The organism is Streptomyces sp. NPDC003036 (genome assembly GCF_040611175.1).
Classification (GTDB): Bacteria; Actinomycetota; Actinomycetes; order Streptomycetales; family Streptomycetaceae; genus Streptomyces.
This window is the reverse complement of the sequence record NZ_JBEXNO010000049.1, coordinates 1-23,089: the sequence shown is the minus strand read 5'-3', so window position 1 is coordinate 23,089 and position 23,089 is coordinate 1. Positions and strand designations below refer to the sequence as shown.

The 23,089-nt window shown below is 72.6% G+C and carries 18 protein-coding genes; 10 read left to right on the top strand and 8 right to left on the bottom strand.

The window, feature by feature from the left end:
* Nucleotides 1–147: 147 nt before the first annotated feature.
* Nucleotides 148–2,685 (bottom strand): protein kinase, encoded by a 2,538-nt coding sequence (locus ABZX67_RS28725; protein WP_355366017.1) that lies wholly within the window; start codon nucleotides 2,683–2,685, stop codon nucleotides 148–150.
* A 133-nt stretch (nucleotides 2,686–2,818) separates the two neighbouring features.
* The gene (locus ABZX67_RS28720; RefSeq protein WP_355366014.1) at nucleotides 2,819–5,251 is read right to left on the bottom strand and encodes a serine/threonine-protein kinase; all 2,433 of its coding nucleotides are present in this window, start codon (nucleotides 5,249–5,251) and stop codon (nucleotides 2,819–2,821) included.
* Between the two features lie 159 nt (nucleotides 5,252–5,410).
* Here ABZX67_RS28720 and ABZX67_RS28715 point away from each other — a divergent pair, with 159 nt between their 5' ends.
* Nucleotides 5,411–6,466: a serine hydrolase domain-containing protein gene (locus ABZX67_RS28715; protein WP_355366011.1), complete on the top strand. Its 1,056-nt coding sequence runs from the start codon at nucleotides 5,411–5,413 to the stop codon at nucleotides 6,464–6,466.
* Between the two features lie 7 nt (nucleotides 6,467–6,473).
* Here ABZX67_RS28715 and ABZX67_RS28710 read toward each other — a convergent pair whose 3' ends face one another.
* Nucleotides 6,474–8,180: a glycerol-3-phosphate dehydrogenase/oxidase gene (locus tag ABZX67_RS28710; protein ID WP_355366008.1), complete on the bottom strand. Its 1,707-nt coding sequence runs from the start codon at nucleotides 8,178–8,180 to the stop codon at nucleotides 6,474–6,476.
* A 223-nt stretch (nucleotides 8,181–8,403) separates the two neighbouring features.
* On the opposite strand from ABZX67_RS28710, the gene ABZX67_RS28705 reads away from it, so the two are divergent.
* Nucleotides 8,404–9,645: a nucleotide sugar dehydrogenase gene (locus ABZX67_RS28705; protein WP_355366005.1), complete on the top strand. Its 1,242-nt coding sequence runs from the start codon at nucleotides 8,404–8,406 to the stop codon at nucleotides 9,643–9,645.
* Nucleotides 9,646–9,738: 93 nt separating this feature from the next.
* Here the strand turns inward: ABZX67_RS28705 and ABZX67_RS28700 are convergent, their stop codons facing one another.
* From ABZX67_RS28700 to ABZX67_RS28685, 4 genes are all read right to left on the bottom strand, one after another.
* Nucleotides 9,739–10,863: a GuaB3 family IMP dehydrogenase-related protein gene (locus ABZX67_RS28700; RefSeq protein WP_355366002.1), complete on the bottom strand. Its 1,125-nt coding sequence runs from the start codon at nucleotides 10,861–10,863 to the stop codon at nucleotides 9,739–9,741.
* A gap of 104 nt (nucleotides 10,864–10,967) precedes the next feature.
* Nucleotides 10,968–12,470 (bottom strand): IMP dehydrogenase, encoded by a 1,503-nt coding sequence (guaB, locus tag ABZX67_RS28695; RefSeq protein WP_355365999.1) that lies wholly within the window; start codon nucleotides 12,468–12,470, stop codon nucleotides 10,968–10,970.
* A gap of 149 nt (nucleotides 12,471–12,619) precedes the next feature.
* A complete protein-coding gene (locus ABZX67_RS28690) occupies nucleotides 12,620–13,222 on the bottom strand; it encodes a sigma-70 family RNA polymerase sigma factor (RefSeq protein ID WP_355365996.1) in 603 nt (200 codons plus the stop codon).
* A 233-nt stretch (nucleotides 13,223–13,455) separates the two neighbouring features.
* Complete coding sequence (locus ABZX67_RS28685; RefSeq protein ID WP_003948568.1) at nucleotides 13,456–14,067, bottom strand: response regulator transcription factor; 612 nt, start codon at nucleotides 14,065–14,067, stop codon at nucleotides 13,456–13,458.
* A 402-nt stretch (nucleotides 14,068–14,469) separates the two neighbouring features.
* On the opposite strand from ABZX67_RS28685, the gene ABZX67_RS28680 reads away from it, so the two are divergent.
* Nucleotides 14,470–14,826, top strand: coding sequence for a WhiB family transcriptional regulator (locus tag ABZX67_RS28680; RefSeq protein WP_355365993.1), 357 nt, complete (start codon nucleotides 14,470–14,472; stop codon nucleotides 14,824–14,826).
* Nucleotides 14,827–14,913: 87 nt separating this feature from the next.
* On the opposite strand, the gene ABZX67_RS28675 is transcribed toward ABZX67_RS28680, so the two are convergent.
* On the bottom strand, nucleotides 14,914–15,807 hold the full coding sequence (locus tag ABZX67_RS28675) for a LysR family transcriptional regulator (RefSeq protein WP_355365990.1): 894 nt from the start codon (nucleotides 15,805–15,807) through the stop codon (nucleotides 14,914–14,916).
* An 81-nt stretch (nucleotides 15,808–15,888) separates the two neighbouring features.
* Between ABZX67_RS28675 and ABZX67_RS28670 the strand changes: the two genes are divergently transcribed.
* From ABZX67_RS28670 to ABZX67_RS28640, 7 genes are all read left to right on the top strand, one after another.
* Entirely contained in the window at nucleotides 15,889–16,581 is a 693-nt protein-coding gene (locus tag ABZX67_RS28670; protein WP_355365987.1) for an MOSC domain-containing protein, read from the top strand.
* Nucleotides 16,578–17,351 (top strand): SDR family oxidoreductase, encoded by a 774-nt coding sequence (locus tag ABZX67_RS28665; RefSeq protein ID WP_355365984.1) that lies wholly within the window; start codon nucleotides 16,578–16,580, stop codon nucleotides 17,349–17,351. Before ABZX67_RS28670 ends, ABZX67_RS28665 begins: the two co-directional genes overlap by 4 nt.
* 159 nt (nucleotides 17,352–17,510) lie before the next feature.
* The gene (locus ABZX67_RS28660) at nucleotides 17,511–18,653 is read left to right on the top strand and encodes a substrate-binding domain-containing protein (RefSeq protein ID WP_355365981.1); all 1,143 of its coding nucleotides are present in this window, start codon (nucleotides 17,511–17,513) and stop codon (nucleotides 18,651–18,653) included.
* Nucleotides 18,654–18,764: 111 nt separating this feature from the next.
* Nucleotides 18,765–20,090, top strand: coding sequence for a sugar ABC transporter substrate-binding protein (locus tag ABZX67_RS28655; RefSeq protein ID WP_355365977.1), 1,326 nt, complete (start codon nucleotides 18,765–18,767; stop codon nucleotides 20,088–20,090).
* A 4-nt stretch (nucleotides 20,091–20,094) separates the two neighbouring features.
* Nucleotides 20,095–21,018 carry a sugar ABC transporter permease gene (locus ABZX67_RS28650; RefSeq protein ID WP_355365974.1) on the top strand — a complete coding sequence of 308 codons (924 nt, stop codon included), beginning with the start codon at nucleotides 20,095–20,097 and terminating at the stop codon, nucleotides 21,016–21,018.
* Entirely contained in the window at nucleotides 21,015–21,878 is an 864-nt protein-coding gene (locus ABZX67_RS28645) for a carbohydrate ABC transporter permease (RefSeq protein WP_355365971.1), read from the top strand. Before ABZX67_RS28650 ends, ABZX67_RS28645 begins: the two co-directional genes overlap by 4 nt.
* 17 nt (nucleotides 21,879–21,895) lie before the next feature.
* Nucleotides 21,896–22,954 (top strand): hydroxyacid dehydrogenase, encoded by a 1,059-nt coding sequence (locus tag ABZX67_RS28640; protein WP_355365968.1) that lies wholly within the window; start codon nucleotides 21,896–21,898, stop codon nucleotides 22,952–22,954.
* Nucleotides 22,955–23,089 lie beyond the last annotated feature (135 nt).

Below are 23,089 nucleotides of genomic sequence, written 5' to 3'. Positions count from 1 at the left end.
CCCGTTGCTCAGGAGGCCAAGGTTACGGAGGGTGGTGGGCGCCGGGGAACCTCGGGGCCACCACGGAGACCGCACCGTGATGCGTACGGCTGCCGTGTTGCTGCCGTGTTGCTGCCGTGCTGCTGCCCTGCCGCTCCCCGGTGGGGCTCAGCGGGTGGCGCGGTAGGCGGTGACGGCCTGTTCGTAGATCTCGTTGACCTTGTCGCGCTGGCCGTCCGGGCCGATGACCTGGATGACGTGGTAGCGGTCGCCGACGATGAGGGCGAGGTTCCGGACGTACACCTCACGGTTGTTGACGTCCTGCCAGGTGAACTGGCCCTCCGCCATGACCTGCCGCCCGACGTCGACGCGGCGCATGCCGGTGACGGAGGCCCAGGAGGAGTCCCGCCAGGGCTGGAGCTCGCGCTCCTTGGTGCGCTGGTACTCCATCGGGTCGCTGCCGTTGGCCTGCACGGTGTCGCGGCCGGGGACGACGATCAGGGTGTAGTCGCCGCCCGTGTAGCGGACTTGGCCGACGTCGTTGATGGGGCTGCGGCGCCAGTCCTTGTCGACGCCGATCCGGAAGCCCTCGGGGTCCTCACGGACCGTGTAGCCGTCGGCGAGGGCGGGGGTGGTCGGCGTCACGGCGTTGGGGGACGGAGCGGGGGTGGTGGGGGGGGGCGTGGGAGTCGGCCGACCGGTCTGCCCGTCCTGCCCGGTCTGCCCGTCCTGCCCGGTCTGCTGGGGCGCGGTGGGCCGGGGCGCCGAACCCTGCTGCCGCCGCTCCTGGGTCTCGGCCTTGGGCATGAACAGCACGGCGTACGCGACGGCGGCCGCGAGCGCGAGCAGGATGAGCAGCAGGAGGGTGCGGCCGAGCGCACGCGGGCGCCGGGCGCTCCCCTGCTGCCCCCTGGGGGCTCGCCCCGGTCTCGGTTCGCGGGTCGCCGCCCTGGGCTTCTTGTGACGGTGGCGTCCGGGGCCCGCCGGGTCCACGGCGCCAACGCCGGTGCCCGTGCGGCGGCCGCGGCGCTTGCGGACGAGCTCACCGCGACGGCGTACGACCGGCAGCCGCGTGCTGTCGGCCGGTACGGACGGCATGGGTACGACGCCGACGCCCGCGTCCGGCTCGGGCGCGGAGCGGACGAGCGAACGCAGCCAGCCGCGCAGCTCCTCGAAGTCGGGGCGCTCGGTGGGGTCCTGGCGCAGCAGCGACTCGACGACCGGACGCAGCGGACCGCACTCCTCCGCGTACGCGGGCGGCTCCGCGCACACGAGCTGCACCAGCTCGGCGGCGCTCTCCTCGGGATACGGGGCATGCCCCTGGACCGCGCGGTAGAGCAGCGCCCCGAGCGCCCACAGGTCGGTGGCGGGGCCGATGGGCGGGGCCAGCTGCCAGGTCCCGTGGACGGGTCCGGCCTGCTCCGGCGCCCACCGCTCCGTCACGGCTCCGACGACGGCGATCCTCGCCTGGCGGGCGCGCTCGGCGGCGAGGGGGGTCGCCGGGCCCCGGTAGGGGGCGGCGGGGCGGGTGTCCGCGACGACGTCGTCCCAGCGGCCGGCGGGTGCGGGGGCGGGCCCGGGTTCGAGCGCCCGCGAGGGCCGGGGCACGGGCACGTGGCCGCCGCCGGCCGGTACGGAACCGGTGGAGCCCGGGCCGTCGTGCCAGGTGCCGGTCAGCAGGGCGCGCGGCGCCTCGCCGCCGTGGTCGTCGAGGTCCTCGAAGTCTTCGAGGTCTTCGTGATCCTCGTCGTACAGCGCGCCCTGGACCTGGTGGCCCTGGTGGCGCTCGTAGCCGGGGGGCAGCGTGCCGCCGGGGGGCAGCGCGGCGGCGCCGGCCTCGTGGGCGCGGCTCGCGGCGCGTGCCCCGGCCCGGTACGCGGCGATGGCCCCGGCCCGTACGGCGCGCGGGTCCACCGTGGAGGCGCCGGACGGGTCCGTGCCGTAAGGCCGTGTGCCGTACGGCAATCCGGGCTCGGCGCCCGGCACGGGCCCGGGGGCTTCCGGCGCTTCCGGCGCTTCCGGCGCTTCCGGCGCTTCCGCGAACTCCGGAGCGTCTTCTTCGTCGTCGTCCGCCACGGGTACCGGCGCGTACCCGCACAGGGCCTCTTCGGCGGCACCGGCCGCCAGGCCCGTCAGGACGACGCGGCCGTCGTCGCAGACGAGCACCGTGCGCGCGGTGATGTTGCGGTGGACCCAGCCGTGCGCGTGCAGGGCGCGCAGCGCGGTCAGCACGTCCGAGGCGATCTCGGCCGCCCGGTACGGGCTCAGCGGCTCCTCGGCGAGTAGCGCGGCCAGCGGGCGGGCCGGCACGAGCTCACTCACTATCCACAGGGAGCCGGCCTCCGTGAACACGTCGAAGACCTGGTCCAGGCGTGGGTGGTCCGGGATCTGCGCCGCGGCCTGGGCCGCCTCGACGGCCCGCAGTACGGCCGGATCACCGGGCCGCCGGGTGGCCCGGCCGGGCGTCCCGCGCCGCTGCGCGCCGGACCCACCGGACCCCGCGGCCCGTGCGCGCCCCGCAGCCGTGCCGTCGGCGGCGTCGAGCACCTCCGCCTCGACGACCTCCGGCAACGGAAGTTGCCGGACCAGCACCTCCTGGCCGCTGTACGTGTCGAAGGCGCGGGTCTCGACGAGGTCGTACTCGTCCGCGGGCGGCAAGGGCAGGCGGTAGCGGTCGGCGAGCACCCTCCCCGCGTAGTCCTCCACGACGCCTCCCCACGAGCGCGCTGGCCCCCGGTCCGCAATGCCCTGCGAGACCGTCAGATCCGGTCAGTACGTGTTCCGTTATCGACCCATCCGGCTCGTACGGTCCTCGCGCTCTCACGATACGTGGCCCCGGTCAGTCCTTGGGGCGGAACGTGGCGAACGCCGTGTTGCGCAGCGTCGTGCACTCCGCGCCGTTCCACTCGCTGGACTTGCAGGTGATCATGATCGAGTAGCCGCGCTTGGCGTCGACCTTGAAGCCCCTGTTGAGCACCCATACCCGCTCACCGCCCTGATTGCGCTCGAACTGCCAGTCGGCGGCGGTCGGGTAGCCGTTGTAGTCGACCTTCTCGATGCCGTGGTGCTTGTAGCCGTTGCTGGTGGCCGAGACGGCACCCACGGCCGCGGCCCACGCGCTTGCGGCGTCGTCCTTGGGGCTGCTGTTGAAGTCGACCTGGACGCGCGGGAAGCCGCCGTTGGCGCTGAATATCCCGCCGGAGTTCTGCCCGGCTATGCCCGTCATGCGGAACGTGGAGGGCATGGCCATGGAGAAGTGGAAGCGGTCGTTCGTGACCATGGTGTAGCCGGGCGGGAGAGCCGCGCCGTTGCCGGTGCCGCCCGAGGACTGGCCCGTGCCGGTGCTGGTGCCGGTTCCCGTGCCGGTGCTGGTGCCCGTGCTCGTGCCCGTGCCGGTGCTCGTACCCGTGCCGGCGCCCTGCTGGCCGCCGCTGCCCTGGCCGCCGGTGGCCGACTGCCGACCGCCCTGCTCCTTGCCGCCGTCCTGGCCCTGGGCCCCGCTGGTGGCCCCGGCGGACGCGGTCGTACCGCCCTGCGGCTTGGCCTGCCCGCCCGTGCCCGTCTTCTCGTCGTCGCCCAGCGTGAAGGCCAGCACGACGGCGACCACCGCGAGCACGGCCACCACCGCGATGACCACGAGCGTGCGGCGCGACACCACGTCGGTGAGCGGCGCCCGCACCGGGGCCTGCGGCCGCTGCTCCGCCGCCGGCCCGGGCCGGGGCGCGGGCTCGGGCTTGGTCGCCGCGTTGCGTACGGAACGGAGCGCTCCGCGCACCCGCTCGGCCGCTGCGTCGGCCGCCTCCCTGCCCTTCGGGCCGGGCGCGGGCGCGGGCGGCAGCGGCACCACGCGCGTGGCCTCCGGCGACGGCTCCGGGACCGGCGCGACCGGCACCTCGGGCGCGTGGATCACGTCGTTGAGCAGCACTCGCGCGCCCGCGTCGTCGAGCCGCTTCTCGGGGTCCTTGTGCAGCAGGCCGTAGATGACCTCCTCCAGCGGGCCCGCGTTCTGCGGCGGGTCCAGCTGCTCGGTCATCACGGCGGTCAGCGTCGCGATGGCGGAGCCCTTGTCGTACGGCGGGCAGCCCTCCACGCACGCGTACAGCAGGCCGCCGAGCGACCACATGTCCGCCGCGGGGCCCGGCTTGTGGCCCCGGGCGCGCTCCGGCGAGATGTACGAGGGCGCGCCGACGAGCATGCCGGTCGAGGTGATGGACGGGTCCCCTTCGACCTGGGCGATGCCGAAGTCGGTGAGGACGACGCGCCCGTCGTCGGCGATGAGCACGTTGGACGGCTTCACGTCGCGGTGGAGGATGCCCTCGCGGTGCGCGGAGCGCAGGACGTCGAGGATGGCGAGGCCGACCTCGGCGGCGCGCTTCGGCGTGAGCACGCCGTCCTCGCGGATGACGTCGGCGAGCGACTTGCCCTCGATGAGCTCCATGACGATCCAGGGGCGGTCGTCCTCGTCGACGACGTCGTAGACCGTCACCGCGCCGTTGTTGCGGATCCGCGCGATCGCCTTGGCCTCGCGGAGGGTGCGCGTGATGAGGCGGCGCTTCTCCTCCTCGTCGATGCTGTTGGGGAAACGCAGCTCCTTGACGGCGACGGTCCGGCCGAGGGTCTCGTCAACGGCCCGCCAGACGGTGCCCATGCCGCCGCGTCCGAGCACGACGCCGAGCCGGTACCGGCCTGCCAGGAGACGGCCCTCGGTCGTCTTCGCGTCCGTGCCCGCGGCACCCTTCTTGTACGCGCCGCCGGGCTGCCGGGCTCCCGGCACGGACGGCTTGTCGGGCCGCGAGGGCTCCGAGGACGGCGCGGACTGCGAAGGCTTTGAGGACGTGGAGGGCTTGGCGGACCTGGCGTCGTCGTCCGCCGCGCCCGACCGTGCGGCGGGGACCGCCGCACGCGCCGCCTCCGGTGCGGCACCGCTCTTCACCTCTGCCGCTCCGGCTTCCGCCGCGGCTTCCGCTTCGGCGGTTCCATTCCGCTTCACGTCCTGTCCGACGCCCGACTCCACGGCCGCACCCTTGCCCGTCTCGACACCCGGCTTCACGTCCGGCCTGTCCTCCGCCCCGGCCCCCGGACCGTCATCCGGCCCGCTGTTCCGGCTCTTTCCCGCACCATCGACCGTGCCGTCGACCGTGCCGTCGACCGCGCCACCGACCGCGTCACCGGCCCGGCCGTCATCCGGCTTGACGTCGGCCTCGGCGCCCGGCTTCGCTTCGTCCCGCTGAGGTTTCCGCGCCGCGCCCCGCGACTGCTCCGCTTCCGACATGCGTCCCCTCTGCGATCCCTGATCCTCGCCCGCGCCTGCCGCTTCCGCGCGATGCGGTAACCCGCCCTGGAAGAGCGTCCATTGTCCCTCACTCCGGGACCGGCGATTCTTCCGGGTCCATCGTGCGTCAGGATGGCCCCGGAGGAAGGGACCCGGACCATGCCAACGCCCTGGAAACGCAGTGCCGTCGTCGTGGCCGCGGTCCTGCTCGCGCTGGGTGCGCGGCCCCTGTCCCCGGAACCGGATCCTGCGCCCGACTACTCCCCCGTCCTGCAGCGGCTCGTGTCCGAAGGACACGCGCCTGCCGCCGCCCTGCTGTCCGCTTCACCTCTCTCCTCCCGTTTCCTGACCACCGGTCCGGACATCGACCGCGCCGACCACTTCCGCGCGGGCAGCGTCACCAAGACGTTCATCGCGACGGTGGTCCTCCAGCTCGGCGCCGAACGCCGGTTGCGCCTGGACGACCCGGTGGCGCGCCATCTGCCCGGGTTGCTCCCCGGGCCCCAGGGCCGCCGCGTCACCCTGCGCGCGCTGCTGACCCACACCAGCGGCATCCCGGACTACGCCACCGTCACGGGCCCCGCGCCGACCCGCCCGGCGGACGCCGTCCGCAGCGCCCTGACCCGCCCGCAGCACCCCCCGGGCTCGTACGCGTACTCGAACACCAACTACGCCCTGCTGGGCATGGTCGTCGAGCGGGTGACCGGCCGCTCCTACGCGGACGAGACCCGACGCCGCATCATCAACCCCCTCCGTCTCACCGGCACCTCGTTCCCCGGCGCCCGGACCACGCTCCCCGCCCCGCACGGCCGTGCGTACGACGCGCGGGGACGTGACGTCACCGCCCTCGACCCGCGCCACGCGGGCGCGGCCGGCGAGCTGATCAGCACGCTCGACGACCTGAACCGCTTCTACGCCGCCCTCCTCGGCGGCCGCCTGCTCCCCTCACCCCAACTGCGCGAACTGCTCGACACCCGCCCCTCCCACGGCACCTACGGCATGGGCGTCTACCCGCGCACCCTGTCCTGCGGCACCACCGTGTGGGGCCATAACGGACACATCACCGGCAGTTACGTCCGCACCGCCGCCACCGCCGACGGGCGGCACACCCTCACCTTCCGGGTCAACACGGACACGTTGGCGGCCGGGGCGCTCCCGGTTCTGGAACCGGCGCTCCTGGAAGCCGAGTTCTGCGGGCGCCGGCCGGGCCGCTGAAAGGTGCTCAGATGGGCACGATGTCCGGCGCGCCGAGCCGCGCCGCGTCGGCCGTCAGGTCGTCCGGCTGGCGCTGGGACTCGCGCTCCGCCTCCACCCGCTTGTCGTAGTGCTCGACCTCCTTGTCGATGTGGTCCCGGTCCCAGCCGAGCACCGGTGCCATGAGCTCCGCGCACTCCCGCGCGCTGCGCGTCCCCCGGTCGAAGGTCTCGATGGAGATCCGGGTCCGCCGGGTCAGCACGTCGTCCAGGTGCCGCGCCCCCTCGTGCGACGCCGCGTAGACGACCTCGGCGCGCAGGTAGTCGTCCGCCGCGGCCAGCGGCTCGCCGAGTGACGGGTCGGCGGCTATCAGCTCCAACACCTCCTCCACCAGCGAGCCGTACCGGTTCAACAGGTGCTCCACCCGCACCACGTGAAGGCCCGTCCGGGCCGCGATGCGCGCCCGCGCGTTCCACAGCGCGCGGTAGCCCTCGGCGCCGAGCAGCGGCACGTCCTCGGTGACGCAGTCCGCCACCCGCGTGTCGAGGGCGTGCACCGCCTCGTCGACGGCGTCCTTGGCCATCACGCGGTACGTCGTGTACTTGCCGCCCGCCACGACGACCAGGCCCGGCACCGGGTGCGCCACCGTGTGCTCGCGCGACAGCTTGCTCGTCGCGTCCGACTCGCCGGCCAGCAGCGGTCGCAGACCGGCGTACACGCCCTCCACGTCGTCCCGGGTGAGCGGCACCGCCAGCACGCTGTTGACGTGCTCCAGCAGATAGTCGATGTCGGCGCTGGAGGCCGCCGGGTGCGCCTTGTCGAGGTCCCAGCCGGTGTCGGTGGTGCCGATGATCCAGTGGCGGCCCCACGGGATGACGAAGAGCACGGACTTCTCCGTACGCAGGATCAGCCCGGTGCTCGAGTGGATCCGGTCCTTGGGCACGACCAGGTGGATGCCCTTCGACGCCCGCACATGGAACTGGCCCCGCTCCCCGATCAGCGCCTGGGTGTCGTCCGTCCACACCCCCGTCGCGTTGACGATCTGCTTGGCGCGGACCTCGTACTCCCCGCCCGCTTCCACATCCTGCACCCGGGCACCGACGACGCGCTCCCCCTCGCGGAGGAAGCCGATGACCCGGGCCCGGCTGGCGACCCGGGCGCCGTAGCTCGCGGCCGTCCGCACCAGCGTGGTCACGAAGCGGGCGTCGTCCATCTGGGCGTCGTAGTACTGCAACGCGCCCACCAGCGCGTCCTTGCGCAGCGCGGGCGCCACCCGCAGCGCGTGCCGCCGCGTCAGGTGCCGGTGGAGGGGCAGCCCGCGCCCGTGCCCGGAGGAGACCGACATCGCGTCGTACAGGGCCACGCCCGACCCGGCGTAGAGCCGCTCCCAGCCCTTGTGCTGCAGCGGGTAGAGGAAGGGCACCGGCTTGACCAGGTGCGGCGCGAGCCGCTCCAGCAGCAGCCCGCGCTCCTTCAGCGCCTCGCGCACGAGCGCGAAGTCCAGCATCTCGAGATAGCGCAGACCGCCGTGGATGAGCTTGCTGGACCGGCTCGACGTGCCGGACGCCCAGTCGCGCGCCTCCACCAGCCCGGTCGCGAGCCCTCGGGTCGCCGCGTCGAGGGCGGTCCCGGCGCCGACCACTCCGCCGCCGACCACCAGCACGTCCAGCTCGCCCTCGGCCATGCCCGCCAGTGCCTCGGCGCGCTCCGCGGGTCCCAGTGTCGCTGTCCTCACCGCTGCCTCCCGTCGCCCCCCGTGTGGTCGGGCTCACAGCTTCGATTCTGTCCCGGGGCTCCGACTTCAGCCACCGCCTGTGGACAACACTCGGACGTCCAAACGCTGGCAATGCCACATAACGGTCATATTTACGCCTAGTCTGACATTGCTCCCGCTCGTTCTGTCCACAGGACTTGCACCTCGCGTCCACTCCGGCTACCGGGAAAGGACGGCATCACCCATGCCCGCAGACCTCGCCGTCATCGGCCTCGGCCACCTCGGACTGCCCCTCGCCCAAGCCGCCACAGCAGCCGGAATCGGCACGATCGGCTTCGACACCGATCCCCGCCCCGTCGCGGAGCTCGCCGCCGGCCGCCCCCCGGTCGACGGCTCCCTGACCGCGTCCGAGATCCGCCGGATGCTCTCGGGGGGCTTCCGGCCCACCACCAACCCCACCGAGCTCGGCCGGGTCCGCACCGCCGTCATCTGCGCGCCCACCCCGCTCGGCGCCGACCAGTCCCTGGACCTGACGTCCGTCACCGGCGCCGCCCGCGCCCTGGCCGCCCGGCTGCGCCCGCACACCACCGTCCTGCTGGAATCCCCGGTCCACCCCGGCACCACCGAGGACGTCCTGCGCCCGCTGCTCGAAGAGGGCTCGGGCCTGCGGGCCGGCCGCGACTTCCACCTCGCGTACTCGCCCGGCCGCCTCGACCCCGGCAACCGCGCCCACGACTTCGCCCACATCCCCAAGGTCATCGGCGGCCTCACCCCCGCCTGCACCGAGTCGGCCGCCGCCTTCTACGGCCGCCTCACCGACAAGGTCGTCCGCGCCCGCGGACCGCGCGAGGCGGAGACCGTCAAGCTGCTGGAGACCAACTTCCGCCACGTCAACATCGCCCTGGTCAACGAGATGGCCGTCCTCTGCCACGACCTCGGCGTCGACCTGTGGGACGTCATCCGGTGCGCCGAGACCAAGCCCTTCGGCTTCCAGGCCTTCCGCCCGGGCCCCGGCGTCGGCGGCCACGGCACCCCCGTCGACACCATCGGCCCCCACCGGCCGCTGCGCCTGGTCGAACTGGCGACGCGCATCAACGAGCGGATGCCGCAGTACGTCATCCAGCGCTGCGCCACCCTCCTCAACGAGCACGGCAAATCGGCGCGCGGCGCGCGCGTGCTGCTGCTCGGCATCACGTACAAGCCCGATCTGGCCGACCAGGAAGGCTCCCCCGCCACCGAGATCGCCCGCCGCCTGATGGACATGGGGGCGGCGGTCAGTTACCACGACCCGTATGTGGCCGACTGGCGCGTCCGCGACCTGCCGGTCCCGCGCGCGGACTCGCTCTACGAGGCGGCGGCCGCGGCGGACCTGACGATCCTTCTCCAGCACCACCGTACGTACGACCTCCAGGGACTGGCGGTGAAGGCCCAGCTCCTCCTGGACACCCGCGGCGTCACCCCGGTGGGAGCAGCACACCGCCTCTAGCCCACACGGGTGAGAACCGCCCCCGGATACGCGAAGGGGCCCGCACCGGTGTGGTGCGGGCCCCTTCGCGTCGTACGCGTGCGGGGGAAGCTGTCAGCGGCTGTGCTGGGCGTCCGCGACCGTCACCTCGACGCGCTGGAACTCCTTGAGCTCGCTGTAGCCCGTCGTCGCCATCGCGCGGCGCAGGGCGCCGAAGAAGTTCATCGACCCGTCCGGCGAGTGCGAGGGACCGGTGAGGATCTCCTCCGTCGTCCCGACCGCGCCGAGGTCGACCAGCTTGCCGCGCGGCACGTCCTCGTGGACGGCCTCCATGCCCCAGTGGTGGCCCTTGCCGGGCGCGTCGGTCGCGCGCGCCAGCGGCGAGCCCACCATCACCGCGTCGGCGCCGCAGGCGATCGCCTTGGGCAGGTCGCCGGACCAGCCGACGCCGCCGTCCGCGATGACGTGGACGTACCGGCCGCCGGACTCGTCCATGTAGTCGCGGCGGGCGGCCGCGACGTCGGCGACGGCGGTCGCCATCGGGACCTGGATGCCCAGCACGTTGCGCGTGGTGTGCGCGGCGCCGCCGCCGAAGCCCACCAGGACGCCCGCCGCGCCCGTACGCATCAGGTGCAGGGCGGCGGTGTAGGTGGCGCAGCCGCCGACGATGACGGGGACGTCCAGCTCGTAGATGAACTGCTTCAGGTTCAGCGGCTCGGCCGCGCCCGACACGTGCTCGGCGGAGACGGTGGTGCCGCGGATGACGAAGATGTCGACACCGGCGTCCACCACGGCCTTGGAGAACTGCGCCGTGCGCTGCGGGGAGAGCGCGGCAGCGGTGACCACGCCCGAGTCGCGCACCTCCTTGATGCGCCGCCCGATCAGCTCCTCCTGGATCGGGGCCGCGTAGATCTCCTGCAGACGGCGGGTCGCGGTCTCGGTCGGCAGCTCGGCGATCTCGTCGAGCAGCGGCTGCGGGTCCTCGTAGCGGGTCCACAGGCCCTCGAGGTTCAGGACGCCGAGGCCGCCGAGCTGCCCGATGCGGATGGCGGTCTCGGGCGAGACCACCGAGTCCATGGGGGCGGCCAGGAACGGCAGCTCGAAGCGGTAGGCGTCGATCTGCCAGGCGATCGAGACCTCCTTCGGGTCCCGGGTGCGCCGGCTCGGTACGACGGCGATGTCGTCGAACGCGTACGCCCTGCGGCCGCGCTTGCCGCGCCCGATCTCGATCTCAGTCACGATGTGTGGCCTTTCCCTCTACGTCTGCGCCTACCAGTATCCCCGACACACGCGTGAGGGGCGGTTCCGGCCGTATCCCGGAACCGCCCCTCACGTGCGTACGCCTACTTCCTGCTGTAGTTCGGCGCCTCGACGGTCATCTGGATGTCGTGCGGGTGGCTCTCCTTGAGGCCCGCCGACGTGATCCGTACGAACTTCCCGCGCTCCTGGAGCTCGGGGACGGTGCGCCCGCCGACGTAGAACATCGACTGGCGCAGGCCGCCGACCAGCTGGTGGACGACCGCGGAGAGCGGGCCGCGGAAGGGCACCTGGCCCTCGATGCCCTCGGGGACCAGCTTCTCGTCGGAGGCGACGCCCTCCTGGAAGTACCGGTCCTTGGAGAAGGACCGCTGCTCGCCGCGGGACTGCATGGCGCCGAGGGAGCCCATGCCGCGGTACGACTTGAACTGCTTGCCGTTGATGAACATCAGCTCGCCCGGCGACTCCTCGCAGCCCGCGAGCAGCGAGCCGAGCATCACCGTGTCGGCGCCGGCGACGAGGGCCTTGGCGATGTCGCCGGAGTACTGCAGGCCGCCGTCTCCGATGACCGGGACGCCGGCCGCGCGGGCGGCGAGGGAGGCCTCGTAGATGGCGGTGACCTGCGGGACGCCGATGCCGGCGACGACGCGCGTCGTGCAGATGGAGCCGGGGCCGACACCGACCTTGATGCCGTCCACACCGGCGTCGACCAGCGCCTGGGCGCCGTCGCGGGTGGCGACGTTGCCGCCGATGACGTCCACCGAGGAGTTCGACTTGATCTTGGCGACCATGTCGCCGACCAGCCGCGAGTGGCCGTGCGCGGTGTCGACGACGATGAAGTCGACGCCCGCCTCGATCAGCGCCTGGGCGCGCTCGTACGCGTCGCCCGCGACACCGACGGCGGCACCGACGATCAGCCGGCCTTCCTTGTCCTTGGCGGCGTTCGGGTACTTCTCCGCCTTGACGAAGTCCTTGACCGTGATCAGGCCCTTGAGGATGCCGGAGTCGTCGACGAGCGGCAGCTTCTCGATCTTGTGGCGGCGCAGCAGCTCCATGGCGTCCACGCCGGAGATGCCGACCTTGCCCGTGACCAGCGGCATGGGGGTCATGACGTCGCGCACCTGCTGGTCGCGGTCGGTCTCGAAGGCCATGTCGCGGTTGGTGACGATGCCGAGGAGCTTGCCCGCCGGGTCGGTGACCGGGACGCCGCTGATGCGGAACTTCGCGCAGATGGCGTCGGCCTCGGCGAGGGTGGCCTCCGGGCGGACCGTGATCGGGTCGGTGACCATGCCGGACTCGGAGCGCTTCACCAGGTCGACCTGGTTGGCCTGGTCGGCGATGGAGAGGTTGCGGTGGAGGACGCCGACGCCGCCCTGGCGGGCCATGGCGATGGCCATGCGGGACTCGGTGACCTTGTCCATCGCGGCGGACAGCAGCGGGATGTTCACCCGCACGTTCTTGGAGATGTACGAGGAAGTGTCGATCTGGTCGGGCGCCATGTCCGACGCGCCCGGCAGCAGCAGCACGTCGTCGTAGGTCAGCCCGAGTGTCGCGAATTTCTCGGGCACTCCGTCGACGTTGGCAGTCATGACACCTTCCCCAAATGGCCTTGATCGGTGCGGATGTCCATGCTAACGGGCTGAGCGCGTGTCTCATTCCACGAGCAAGATCACCCGGAAGGTTTGTACGTTCACACGGACGGACGCGGCCGCACGGGGCCGTACGGCGCCCGCGGAAGTCACTGTTCGGCGAGGGCGCGCAGGCGGCTGAGGGCGCGGTGCTGGGCCACGCGCACGGCGCCCGGGGACATGCCGAGCATCTGGCCGGTCTCCTCGGCGGTGAGGCCGACGGCGACCCGCAGCACCAGCAGCTCGCGCTGGTTCTCCGGGAGGTTGGCGAGGAGCCTCTTGGCCCACTCGGCGTCGTCGCTGAGCAGCGCCCGCTCCTCCGGACCGAGGGAGTCGTCCGGGCGTTCGGGCATCTCGTCGGAGGGCACGGCGGTGGACCCCGGGTGCCGCATCGCGGCCCGCTGGAGGTCGGCCACCTTGTGGCCCGCGATGGCGAAGACGAACGCCTCGAAGGGCCGACCGGTGTCCTTGTAGCGCGGCAGCGCCATCAGGACGGCGACGCAGACCTCCTGGGCCAGGTCCTCGACGAAGTGGCGCGCGTCCCCGGGGAGCCTGCTCAGCCGCGTACGGCAATAACGCAGGGCCAGCGGGTGGACGTGCGCCAGGAGGTCGTGGGTGGCCTGTTCGTCGCCTTCGACGGCACGGTGGACCAGCGCGCCGATCGACCCCGCCCCCGCGGACACGGCAGGCCCGTGCGTCTCGTCATCGCGCATCGGTCCATCGTGCCTTGACGTCTGCCGCTCGGTGGCACCCTGTGCGTACTTGTGCACCGAAGCGTTATGAGCAGGTGCGCCGGACGTCATCTCCTGCGCCCTCCCCTCCCGCTCGATCGACTCGTCCCCGAGGAACTCCACATCTCAAGGATGCGGCATCGAGCCGGAAACAGACATCGGGCCTCCGCCGCCCCGTCCGCCGGGCGGCGGACGGGGATCCGAACGGTCACGTGCTAGCGCACCAGACCCCAGCGGAATCCGAGCGCGACGGCGTGCGCCCGGTCCGAGGCGCCCAGCTTCTTGAACAGCCGCCGGGCGTGGGTCTTGACCGTGTCCTCGGAGAGGAACAGCTCGCGGCCGATCTCCGCGTTGGAGCGGCCGTGGCTCATGCCCTCGAGGACCTGGATCTCGCGCGCGGTGAGCGTGGGCGCGGCGCCCATCTCGGCCGAGCGCAGCCGGCGCGGGGCGAGCCGCCAGGTCGGGTCGGCGAGCGCCTGCGTGACGGTGGCGCGCAGTTCGGCGCGCGAGGCGTCCTTGTGCAGATAGCCCCGGGCGCCGGCGGCGACGGCGAGCGCGACGCCGTCGAGGTCCTCGGCGACGGTGAGCATGATGATGCGGGCGCCGGGGTCCGCGGAGAGCAGCCGGCGGACGGTCTCCACGCCGCCCAGACCGGGCATGCGTACGTCCATCAGAATCAGGTCCGAGCGGTCCGCGCCCCAGCGGCGGAGGACTTCCTCGCCGTTGGCGGCGGTCGTCACGCGCTCGACGCCGGGCACTGTGGCGACGGCGCGGCGGAGCGCTTCTCGGGCAAGCGGGGAGTCGTCGCAGACGAGGACGGATGTCATGGCCGTCCTCCGCAGCTGATGCGCGTCACCTTGGGCCTCCAGGCTGGTTACGTATCGTCACCTGTGCGGTTGACGCGCCCGGGCGTCCGCCCGAGCGCTTGTTCTGTCAACCACTTCCGCACTCTCAACGACGGTCACTCGAAAGAGTTACGGGTCCGCCCGCCTCGTTCGGCACTCTACGTGAGGGCGCGCGTACGGAGCAGAGCGGCGCAGGTCACCGTTGCTTCACCCAGAGCTATGCCCCATTTAGCGGCTTTTCCTTCACTTTGTCGGTGTCTGTAGCTAGATTCGCAATGAGTCATATTTACATCTACTTAGACAGTAGTTGTACGGTCGTGGCTGTATCAGCCCAGGCATCAGCCCAGCTATCCGCTCAGCACCGGTTTCAAGGGGACATGCGCTATGGCAGATTTCTCCCGCCTTCCCGGACCCAACGCCGACCTGTGGGACTGGCAGCTCCTCGCGGCCTGCCGGGGGGTCGACAGTTCGCTCTTCTTCCACCCGGAGGGAGAGCGCGGCGCGGCGCGGAGTGCGCGCGAGAACTCGGCGAAAGAGGTCTGCATGCGGTGCCCGGTCCGCGCGCAGTGCGCGGCCCACGCGCTGGCCGTGCGGGAGCCCTACGGCGTATGGGGCGGCCTCACCGAGGACGAGCGCGAGGAGCTCATGGGGCGGGCCCGCAACCGTCTGGTCACGACGTCGGCGGCATCGGCGGCGACGGGGGGCTCGGGAGCATCGGCGAGATCGGCGGCACACCACTGAAGGAACGTTTCTTCGCCAGGCCTTCACCTCACCAGGTCCTCACGCGGCAGGACTCAGGGCGGTCCACCGGGCCGCCCTTTGACGTGATCAGACCCGGGCCGCCGTGCGTGCCAGGTGGTCCAGGGTGGCCGCGACGGCCGGGACGTTCGCCAGGTCCGGCAGGGTGAGGGCGACGATCTCCCGCTCCAGGGCGGGCTCGACCGCGACCGTACGGGCGCCCCGGGGGCGTACGGACTCGATGGCCAGCTCCGGCAGCACGGCGACGCCCAGACCGGCGCCGACCAGGCCCACCACCGCCGGGTAGTCGTCGGTCGCGAAGTCGATGCGCGGGGTGAAGCCGGCGCTCTCGCACACGCTGACCAGCTGGCGGCGGCAGCGCGGGCAGCCGGCGATCCAGGACTCCTCGGCCAGGTCGCCGATGGCGACGGAACCGGCGTCTGCGAGGCGGTGGCCCTCGGGGACCAGGCCGACCAGGCGGTCGGCGAGGAGGGGCCGGACGACCAGGTCGTCCCACTCGGCGACGACCGGGCGGTAGCGGAAGGCGAGCGCCACGTCGCAGTCGCCCTCGCGCAGCATCTCCACCGAGCGCGGCGGCTCGGCCTCGACCAGGGAGACCCGGGTGCCGGGGTGCGCGGCGCGCAGGGCGGCGAGGGCGCCGGGGACCAGGCTGGAGCTGCCGCTGGGGAAGGAGACCAGCCGGACCCGGCCGGCCCGCAGGCCCGCGATGGCGGCGATCTCCTCCTCGGCGGCGGTGAGCCCGGCGAGGATGCCGGAGGCGTGGCGCACGAGCGCCTCGCCGGCCTGGGTGAGGCGCATCTCGCGGCCCGTGCGGATCAGCAGCGGTGTGCCCGCGGAGGCTTCCAGAGCCTTCATCTGCTGGCTCACGGCGGGCTGCGTACAGCCCAGTTCGCGGGCGGCCGCGGAGAAGGAGCCGGTGGCGGCCACGGCACGCAGGACGCGGAGATGGCGGGCTTCGATCACCCTCCGAATATAAGGCTTGCTTGGGTATTCGGCGAAATATCGAGTGGTCTCTTTGGGACGCGCGGATTAGCCTGCCGGGCCATGAGGATTCTGACCGTGAACGTGGGGCGGCCGAAAGCCGTCGAGTACACCGACGCCCCGAGCGGGACCACCGGGATCGACAAGCGGCCCGCCGAGGGCCCGGTGCGGGTGTCGGACCCCGGGCCCAAGGGGGAGGGCGCGAGCGGCCTGGCCGGGGACGCGGTCTGCGACCTGCGCCACCACGGCGGTACGCACCAGGCGGTGTACGCGTTCGCGCGCGAGGAACTCGACCACTGGGAGGGCGTGCTGGGACGCCCCATGGCCAACGGCGCGTTCGGCGAGAACCTGACCACGTCGGGCGTCGACGTGAGCGGCGCGCTGATCGGGGAGCGCTGGCGGATCGGTTCGGAGCTGGTCCTGGAGGTGGCGTCGGCGCGCATCCCGTGCCGTACGTTCGCGAGCTGGCTCGACGAGAAGGGCTGGGTCAAGCGGTTCACGGAGCGGGGCGCTCCGGGCGCGTACCTCCGGGTCGTCACGCCGGGCGAGATCCGCGCCGGGGACCCGGTGGAGGTGGTGCACCGGCCGGACCACGACGTCACCGTGGCGCTCGCCTTCCAGGCCTCCACCGTGCGGCGCGCGTTGCTGCCGGGGGTCCTGGCGGCCGGGGACGCGCTCGACCCGGAGCTCCGCGAGTGGGCGCTCAAGTACGTGCGTACGAACACGTCACCGGCGGGCACTAACGTGCCCGTATGACGACTGCACTGATTACGGGCGCGACGGCGGGAATCGGGGCCGCCTTCGCGCGGCGGCTGGCGGCGGATGGCCGCGACGTGGTGCTGGTGGCGCGCGATGTGAAGCGGCTTCGGGAACAGGCGACCGAGCTGCACGACCGGCACGGTGTCGAGGCGGAGGTGCTGGCCGCGGACCTGTCGACGGAGGAGGGCATCGCGGCCGTGGAGGCGCGGCTCTCCGACCCGAAGCGGCCGGTGGACCTGCTGGTCAACAACGCCGGGTTCGGCAACAAGGGCCGGTTCCTCGAGGTGTCGATGGCCGACGAGCTGAAGATGCTCACGGTCCACTGCGAGGCGGTGCTGCGCCTCACGGCGGCGGCGACCGGGCCGATGCGCGAGCGCGGCCGGGGCGGCGTGGTGAACGTCGCGTCGGTGGCCGCGTTCGTGCCGCGGGGCACGTACGGGGCGTCGAAGGCGTGGGTCGTGCAGTTCACGCAGGGCGCGGCGCGCGATCTGGCGGGCAGCGGGGTGCGGTTGATGGCGCTGTGCCCGGGGTTCGTGCGGACCGAGTTCCACCAGCGGGCCGGGATGGGGACGGACAACATCCCGGGCTGGATGTGGCTGGACGCCGACAAGCTGGTGCGGGAGGCGCTGGCGGACCTGGCGCGCGGCAAGACGCTGTCCATCCCGGACCCGCGGTACAAGGCGCTGATGGGTGTGGTGAAGCTGGCGCCGCGCGGCCTGCTTGGTGGCGTGAGCTCGCGGGCGGGGCGCAAGTACGGGCCGAAGTAGGGCCCGGTCGCCGAGCCGGTCGCCGAGCCGGTCGCGAGCCCGGCCGAGGGGCCGGCGCTCGAACGGCGCTGCTTTCTGACCGAATGATCGAAACTTCCCGCGTTTCGATCAGCTGGACTAGGGTCTGAAGGGCCACCACACCTCAAGGGGGACTTCCGCGTGCGCGAGAGTGCTGTTGAACGTCATGACCGGCTGCTGGCCCTGGTACGGGAGCGGGGCACGGCCCGGGTGTCGGACCTGGCCGCGCAGCTGGGCGTCTCCCCCGTCACCGCGCGCCGGGACGTGGAGGCGCTGGCGGCCAAGGGGCTCCTGGACCGGGTGCACGGCCAGGTGTCCTGGCCCGAGCGGCAGTCCGGCCCCGAGGGCCCGGGGCAGGACGGCGGCCCGGTGCTGGGGCTGCTCGCGCCGTCCGCGACGTACTACTTCGCGGAGATCATCCGCGGGGCGCGCGAGGCGGCGGCCCGGGCCGGGGCGCGGCTGATCCTGCGGATCTCCGACTACCGGCCGGAGGACGACCGCGCGCGCACCGAGGGCCTGCTGGCGGCCGGTGCCGAGGGGCTGCTGATCGCGCCGGGGTGGCGGGCGCCCGGCGACCAGGCCGAACACAGCGACTGGATCGCCGAGCTGCCGGTCCCGGCGGTGCTGCTGGAGCGGCGGGCCACGCCGGGTTCGCCGCTGGACGCCTTGGACCGGGTGTCGTCGGACCACCGGCACGGGGTGGTGCTCGCCGTACGGCACCTGGTCGGGCTCGGGCACGGGGCGCCGCTGCTGGTGGCCCGCGCGGACAGCCCGACGGCGCTCGCGGTGCGCGCCGGGTACGCGGAGGCGCTGGGCGCGCTGGGCCTGACCGGCCCCGGTCCGGTGATCGACTCGGTGCCGGCGGAGCTGGACCCGGAGGGGTTCGAGGAGGCGGTGCGGGCGCTGTCGGCGGCGGTGGCGTCGGGCGCGGCCACGGCGGCGCTGGTGCACAACGACGTGGACGCCATCCAGATGGTGCAGCACCTCGCCGAGCTGGGCGTACGAGTGCCGGAGGACCTGGCGCTGATCGCGTACGACGACGAGGTCGCGGCGCTCGCCGACACGCCGCTGACCGCCGTGGCGCCGCCCAAGCGCCAGGTGGGGCGGCTCGCCACCGAGCTGCTGCTGGAGCGGCTCGCGGCGGGGTCCGCGGCCGGGGCGGGGGCCTCCGGGGCCGGGGCCGACGAGGAGGAGCCGCGGCGGCATCTGGCGCTGCTGCCGAGACTGCGCGTACGGGCCTCGTGCGGCGCGTCCACGGCGGATGCGGATCCGAAACCGATCTGATCTTTTTTCGATCAAACAATCTTTCGCTCTTGACTTCGCTCAAGAGGGGCTCAAGTATCTCGGCCACGAGGTCCGTCCCTGTCGCCCTTCGTACGAAGCTGGAGCCCCGCCATGAGCCGCAGCCGGAGAACGTCCGCCGCCATAGCCGCCACCGTCACCGCCACCGCCCTCGCCGTCCTCACGGCGTGCGGCGGCGGCGCTGACGGCGCGTCGGCCCCGGGGGCCGACGGCAAGCCCGTGACCCTCACCTTCTGGGGCTGGGCCAAGGGGTCGAAGGAAGTGGTCGACGCCTTCAACGCCTCGCACAAGGACATCCAGGTGAAGTTCGAGGAGATCCCCTCGGGCAACGCCGGCGGCTACGCCAAGATCTCCAACGCGGTGAAGGCCGGCAACGCCCCGGACCTGGTCTCCATCGAGTACCCCTCGCTCCCCGAGTTCGTCAGCCAGGGCTCCCTCCAGGACATCGGCGCCCACTTCTCCGAGGAGGAGAAGAAGCAGCTGCTGCCGCAGGCCGTCGAGCTCACCACCCTCGGCGGCAGGACCTGGGCCGTGCCCTTCGACGCCGCGCCGCAGGCCTTCTACTACCGCAAGGACCTCTTCGCGAAGTACGGCGTCGCCGTGCCCCGGACGTGGGACGAGTTCAAGGCGGCGGCCGAGAAGGTCAAGAAGGCCGACGCCAAGGCCAGGATCGCCACCTTCTTCCCCGACGACCCGACCACCTTCGAGGCGATGGCCTGGCAGGCCGGGGCCCAGTGGTTCAAGGCCGAGGGCGACACCTGGAAGATCGACACCGGTGACGCGGCCACCACCAAGGTCACCGCCTACTGGCAGGGCCTCCTCGACGCCGGCCTCGTCCACAACAACGCCTCGTTCAGCCCCGAGTGGACCGGCTCCCTCAAGAACGGCACCACCCTCGGCTACCTCGGCGCCTCCTGGGGCGCGGGCGTCCTCAAGGGCACCCTGCCCGAGCAGAGCGGCAAGTGGGCCGTCGCCCCGATGCCCAGCTGGGACGGCAAGCCCGCCAGCGGCATGATCGGCGGCTCCTCCTTCGCCGTGACCAAGGACAGCAAGAAGACCGAGGCGGCGGTCGAGTTCGCGAAGTGGATGGCCACCACCGAGGAGGGCGTCACGGCCCGGATCTCCTCCGGCACCTCCAGCGCATTCCCGGCCGCCACCGCCCTGCGCCCGGTCGCCAAGCGGTCGTTCGACGCCGGTTTCTACGGCGGCCAGGACATCTACCGGCTGTTCGAGCAGGCGGGCGCCTCCATCAGCCCGCGGTGGGCCTGGGGCCCGGCCACCGGCACCACCAACACCGCCATCAAGGACCGCTTCGGCAAGGTCGCGAGCGGCGGCGTCACCCTCGCCGAGGCCGTGAAAGCCGGGCACGACGCGACCGTCGCCGAGCTGACCAAGCGCGGCCTGAAGGTCGAGGGCTGAGCCGATGAAGGCCCGCGTCACGCGCGCCGGCGGAACCCGTGCCCGTCACGGTGCCGCGGCCGTCCTCCTGGCCCCCTTCTTCACGCTGTTCACCGCCGTGATGGTGGTGCCGGTCGGATACGCGGTCTGGCTGAGCCTGTTCAGCGAGAAGCAGTCCGGGCTGGGCTTCGGCGGCACCGAGACCGTCTTCACCGGGCTCGACAACTACGCCGCCGCGCTCGCCGACCGGGCCTTCCTCGAGGGCTTCGGCGTGCTCCTCGGATACTGCCTGTTCTACCTTCCGCTGCTGCTCGCCGGGGCCCTCACCCTCGCCCTGCTGCTCGACTCGGCACTCGCCCGCGCCCGCCGCTTCTTCCAGCTCGCGCTCTTCCTGCCGCACGCCGTGCCCGGCATCATCGCCGCGCTGATCTGGGTCTACCTCTACACGCCCCAGCTCAGCCCGGTCGTGAAGGCCATGGAGTCCGGCGGGATCGGCTTCGACTTCTTCTCCCCCGAAGGCGCCCTCCCTTCCGTCGTCAACATCGCGCTGTGGGAATGGCTCGGCTACAACATGGTGATCTTCTACGCGGCCCTCCAGGCCATCGACCGCTCCGTCCTGGAGGCGGCGACGGTCGACGGCGCCGGTGCCTGGCGCGTGGCGTTCAGCATCAAACTCCCGCTGATCCGCGCGTCGCTGACGATGGTCGCGCTGTTCACCCTCATCGGTTCGCTCCAGCTGTTCACCGAGCCGCTGATCCTCAACAAGGGCACGGGCTCCGCCGTCACCTCCACCTGGACGCCCAACATGTACGCGTACTCCGCGGCCTTCGACCGCAACGACTACGGGCTCGCCGCCGCCGCTTCCGTCCTCCTCGCGCTCACCGCCGCGCTGCTGTCCTTCGCCGTCACCCGCCTCACCGGCCGCCGCCGCAAGGAGAAGCACGCATGAGCGCGACCACCCGCCCGGGGCCGCCGAGCCGCTGGCTGTCCCGTACCACCGTCAACGGCGTCCTGCTGCTGGCCACCGCCTACATGCTCTTCCCGCTCGCCTGGCTGGTCACCGCCGCCACCAAGGACGCGGGCGGACTGCTCGGCGGTGACGCCCTCTCCTTCGAGGGCTTCGACCTCGCCGGCAACCTCACCCGCCTCGCCGCGTACGGCGACGGCGTCTACTTCCGCTGGTACCTCAACAGCCTGCTGTACGCGGGCGGCGGCGCCCTCGCCTGCTCGCTGATCTGCGTCGCCGCCGGCTACGCCTTCGACAAGTACGACTTCCGGGGCAAGGAGAAGCTCTTCGGCCTCGTCCTGCTGGGCGTGCTCGTCCCCACCACCGCGCTCGCCCTGCCCATGTACCTGCTCGCCAGCGAGACCGGCATCGTCAATACCTACTGGGCGGTGCTGATCCCGGTGCTGGTCAACCCCTTCGGCGTCTACCTCTCGCGCGTCTTCAGCGCCGGCTACATCCCCGGCGAGGCACTGGAGGCCGCCCGTATCGACGGAGCCGGCGAGCTGCGCGCCTTCTGGTCGATCGGGCTGCGCATGGTGATGCCGGGCTTCGTGACCGTCTTCCTCTTCCAGTTCACCGCCATCTGGAACAACTTCTTCCTCCCCCTGGTGATGCTCTCGGACCAGAAGCTCTTCCCGCTGAGCCTCGGCCTGTACGCATGGAACAGCAACGCCCATGCCGAACCGGACTTCTACCCCCTCGTCGTCACCGGCTCCCTGCTCGCCGTCGTCCCCCTGGTCGTTGCGTTCGTCTCCCTCCAACGCCACTGGAAAGCCGGTCTGACCGCCGGCAGCGTCAAGTGAGGAGCTCGGTTTCCACCATGCACCACGCCACTGACAATCGGCCCTCGGGCCAGCGCCCCTCCCCCGACCGGCCCGCCCTCCTCCTCGCGATGGGCCCCGGCATCGCGGACCGGCTGCTCACCGACGCGCACCGGGCCCGCCTCGCCGCCCTGTCGCGCACCGACCCGCACTTCGTCGCCCACGACCTGACCGCGCCCACCCCCCGTATCGCGGCCGCGCTCGCCGAGGCCGAAATCCTCTTCACCTGCTGGGGCGCCACCCCGCTCACGGCCGCCGTCCTCGACCGGGCCCCGCGCCTGCGCGCCGTCGTCCACGCCGCCGGCTCGGTCAAGCACCACGTCACCGACGCGTGCTGGGCGCGAGGCATCGCCGTCACCTCGGCCGCCGCGGCCAACGCGCTGCCCGTCGCCGAGTACACGCTCGCCACGATCCTCCTCGCCGGCAAGCACGTCCTGCCCTCGGCCCGGCGGTACGCGCAGCTGCGCGCCGCGCACGACTGGCACCAGGAGCTCGCCGCCGCCGGCAACTACCGCCGCACCGTCGGCATCGTCGGCGCCTCGCGCATCGGCCGCCGCGTGATCGAGCTGCTGCGCCCCTTCGACCTGCGGGTCCTGCTGTACGACCCGTACGTGAGCGCCGCCGAGGCGGCGGAGCTCGGCGTGGAGCCGGTGCCGCTGGACGAGTTGTGCGCCCGCGCGTCGGTCGTCTCCGTCCACGCGCCGCAGTTGCCGTCGACGTACCGGATGATCGGGCCGCGCCAGCTGGCGGCCATGCCGGACGGGGCGACGCTGATCAACACCTCGCGCGGCTCGCTCGTCGACGAGGAGGCCCTCCTCGCGCACCTGCGCTCCGGCCGCCTGCGCGCCGTCCTGGACGTGACGGACCCGGAGCTGCCGCCGCCGGACTCGCCGCTGTACGAGCTGGAGAACGTCCTGCTCACGCCCCATGTGGCCGGGTCGCTCGGCAACGAGCTGCACCGGATGGCGGACCAGGCGCTGGACGAGCTGGAACGGTACGCGGCGGGCGCGCCGTTCGCCGACCCCGTACGCCCCTCGCAGCTGACCAGGTCGGCGTAACGGGACAGCGCACAACACCGAGGCCCGGGGGCCCCCCCCCCGGGGGGCCCCGGCCCGGGGGGTGAGCGTGATGGTATGCGGAGATGAAACCACGGGAAAAAAAAAAAAAAAAAAAAAAAAAAGGTTTGGGGGGTG